The organism is Bartonella sp. AP21QHHD (assembly GCF_042196205.1).
Lineage (GTDB): Bacteria > Pseudomonadota > Alphaproteobacteria > Rhizobiales > Rhizobiaceae > Bartonella.
Window position 1 is genome coordinate 1 of sequence record NZ_JBHIPT010000078.1, and the last position, 3,988, is coordinate 3,988.

At 32.3% G+C, this 3,988-nt stretch carries 2 protein-coding genes; one reads left to right on the forward strand and one right to left on the reverse strand.

Annotation, left to right across the window (positions count from 1 at the left end; translation table 11 throughout):
• The first annotated feature begins 364 nt into the window (after positions 1–364).
• Positions 365–835 (forward strand): SMI1/KNR4 family protein, encoded by a 471-nt coding sequence (locus ACFIMC_RS04895; RefSeq protein WP_375621053.1) that lies wholly within the window; start codon positions 365–367, stop codon positions 833–835.
• Positions 836–1,986: 1,151 nt separating this feature from the next.
• Here ACFIMC_RS04895 and ACFIMC_RS04900 read toward each other — a convergent pair.
• Positions 1,987–3,988 (reverse strand): type ISP restriction/modification enzyme (locus ACFIMC_RS04900; RefSeq protein WP_375680793.1); only part of this gene is annotated, 2,002 nt, incomplete at its 5' end.

Sequence of the window (3,988 nt, forward strand, 5' to 3'; positions counted from 1 at the left end):
TATCAAGGCAGGAGTTTGGTTGCTCCTATGAATCCAAAGACAAATTTTATCAGAAAAGTTATTTGTTGGATTTCAAAAAAAAATTCCTAAGTAGGAAAAAAGAAAGAGTAATTATTGCAAATATTGAAATAATATCCCTAAAAGGCGCTCTCTAAACTTTAATGATCACCTCCTTTAATTCCATCATATATTGTAAATGCGAGATGATTGTACAGAGACAGATGAGAAAAGAGCTCCGTCAAGAACATATCTCTTATGATTTTATCAATCTCATCTCAATTCCATTGGCTATAGTAGAAAAAGATTGATCATTAGGAACACTCATTATGAGTAAAAACACGCTGTGACTTATGGAGAAAAATTTATGAAAAGTTATACTTTATCAGATGTTGCACAATATGTTGATATGCATAGTCATGTTATTAATTTTGGTACTCAAGATAATGCCCCTGATGATGTACGGATTAAAACAGCTGAGAACACTCTTGGTTTACAATTTACCTCTTCCTATAAGAATTTTTTAAAAAATTATGGAGGAGGAGAAATTGGAGGTGAAGAAATATTCAGTATTTATGAAATCTGTGCAGGTATTCCTGCTGGTGATATTGTTTACCGAAATTTGCTCGATAGAAGAGATGGCTTTACGGACCCCAAACAACTTGTTATCTGCACAACTGATTTTGGTGAAACCTTTTATTTTGATTATACGCAGTTTCGGGATGGTGAATGCCCACTCTATCTCAAGTATACATCTGAAGATTCCGAATATTACGCAAGTAATTTTTATGAATTTCTCTGCAAAAGAATTAAAGAGTATGCAGGGGAAGATTCATGAAAACCTATACCTTAGATGATGTTATACAACTAGTTGATAAATAGGATAATTGCGATTTATTGCTTGTTATGAAAACATCTAAAAAGAGATTGATCATTATAAAGATTAGAAAAATCCCTTTTAATAGACCGTGTCAGTGTTGTCAGTTCTTTTTAGAGCCTATATTATTTTTTTAATGAGAGAAAATTAAAATCAATATATTTCAATAGGTTATAATTTTAATGATGCAACCTTTATTAAAAGACAACCCATAAATTCAATTCATAATATATATTTCTCAGTTATGTGTCAGTAAATTGAACTGACAAAATAGATTATTTTAGTGAGTGATTAAAACGTGCTTTATGAAAAGCGTATGAAAGTAAAAACTGATTACGTTATCAAAATTCCTTTAATGAATTTTTATCAATTTATTTAAATAGATAACCTTATTATTTTAGTGAGTGATTAAAACATGTCTTATGAAAAGCGTATGATCCTGTAAAGCCTTTCAAAAGAAACGGTTTATGATCATAAAAATGCTATTAAGACTATTATGGTTATGAGTTTAGGGGGGTATGGGGGTTTTGGGGGGTCTTTTTACCCCCCCCTTTATATATATTTTTTAATCCAAAATAAAAGTTATTATATTTCAATAAGTTAATCTTTCAAATAAACAACCTATATTAAACATAACACATAAATACAATTTTTAATATATATCTAAGAGGGTTTTGTAGGTGTTTTGGGGGTTTTAAAAACAGACAAAACCTATAAATAATATNTTTTAAAAACAGACAAAACCTATAAATAATATAAGAAAATGAATATACATAACTCTGTTTAAACAAAGCTTTTGAAAAGGATAAAGCTATCATTTTAAATACGGTATAATCTCTTAAAGGCAATCCAAATAAGAGTATCTAAAAGTGCAAATGGTTTCTTTTTAGAATAACGCATGATAAATTATTCCTTTTAAGATTATAGGTAATCAACTCACAAGATGATACGTTTAAAGAATTTACAAAAGTCCATTAAAGGATTTCTGATAACGTAATTCTTTCCTATCTTAGTTATCTCATAACAGATGATAAAATAAACTTTTATTTAAACTAATACATAAGCGGCTTTAATAAGATTAGCATGCCCATTATGTGAGCATGCTTTATAAGTTATTCAGTTTCTCTAATTTCTAATTTTGGTAGGTTCTTAACAATTTTGATTGTCTCTAAACTTACAGTAATAACCCTTTGAAATAACTCTAATGGATAAGCAGGGTTGCCAACGGTTTCAACAGCATAGCGATTAGCATCATTCACAATACCACTCTTTTTATCAGTCTTTACACATTGACGCCCCATAACCCATTCAAGAGCGGGTTTGCCATTGACGATATACGCATAAGCTTCAAGAGGTATATCTGTTATTGTGATATTGTTATTATAAATAACAGTGGTTTTATCTTTCTCTTTACCTGCTTTTGCGAATTTCATTTCAGTAACATAATAAAACTTTTCGGGATTAGAGATTTCTGTAACTTTTGGATTACCCTTTTTAAAAGTCACTGGATAAGGTTTTACATCTTCATAATTCATGTGCAAATGACCGAGTTCACGCCCAGCTGTTACAAACTTCCAAAAATCATCAGCACTCTTTACGCAAGGAATGCGAGGTAATTCTTTGCATAAATTATCAGCATAACGAGCACGGTAATCTTCTGAATGTAAAATCCCATAAACATAATAGAACAAATCATCTTTAGTGATAGTTTCATTAGGATAAGCGGCTTTAAAATGTTCTAGCCCCTCATCAGTAATAGCATTACGCCTCTGTAAACCAGCTGTTGTGTTTTTCTCCGTAGAATGCGTAAATAAATGGGATTGTTTCTCACTTCTACTTTTTGAAACCGTAGTATCTTCGTAAATATAGCGTGGAAAACATTGACCTTTTTCTATTGAATCTAAATTAGGCAAAGCTTTAGTCATCAATACAGAAAAGTCTTTCTTTGCTCCTATACCTGTAATTTGTATCACCTTATTATCAACCGCTTGTCTTATCGGGAATATACGCGGCATTTGATAAACTGCTTCATTAAAGACGCTATTGTAATAAAGCCATTGTTGTGTAAAAGGACGGTATAGGCTTTGAATAAGGCATTTATCTTCAAATTCGGAAAATTTACCTCTTAATAATTCTCTCTTAAGAGTACTGCTCCAACTAATCTTTCTTACATCGGAATTGACGAAATCATTCACGACCTTTGCACGTGCTGTACGATCAGCATGTGAATAGGTATTATTTAAACGTTTTACCTCATTATTATAGAAGGCAGTCATGTTATTCATATTTTTCTTTACAGATTCACGGCTTGAGTTATACGTCCAAGCATCACGATTGGTTGAAACACCAAGAGAATAAGTTTCAAAGAGCTTTTTATCATGCCCCTTTTTGACACCCATAGCTAAGAATGTTTTGAAACTGTCATCACGTTGATCAAGCCAATCACTGTACTTATCTGGTGTAATTATTTGCCAACCTTGTTTGCTCCGTGTAATACCATCAATGCTACCAAGAGACTCTATTATTATAAGCTTTTCTTTTCTCGTGAGATAATCTCCAATATCACGGAAATATATTTTGCCACGCTGTTGAGATTCTGGATTTTTAACCAAAATAGAGATAGCTATGGGAGCTCGAGATCCTTCACCAAAAATGCCACCACTTTCCTTTTTACGTTGTTCTCCAGAAGTCCGTGCATTCCCCCGTAAATGGAAAATATAAAGGCTGCTAAATTCTTCAACGAGGCATTTGCGTAAACCATCCATAGAATGTCCAGTAATAAAACCGGCATTTGTGACAAAGCCGATTACCCCAGCATTATCAATACGGTCACTAGCCCAGCGGATAGCGCGGATATAACTATCATATAACTTTTGCGTACTAGTTGCTTTCGATTTAGCTATATAAGTCTCACGAATACGATCATCTAATATGGGATAAGATATATTGGGATTATTATCGTTTTCATTCTTTTGTCCTACCGAATAAGGAGGGTTACCAAAGATAACTTTAATATCCAGTTTCTTTTGATGCTCTAAATATTCACTGTTTTCCTCTAGTAAACCTTTCATCAAATCTTGTTTTTCAAGCATCCGAAACGTATCAGCCAAACCA

Excerpts from the sequence above, each read along its gene's own strand:
- ACFIMC_RS04895 (WP_375621053.1), top strand. The coding sequence starts at position 365 with ATGAAAAGTTATACTTTATCAGATGTTGCACAATATGTTGATATGCAT.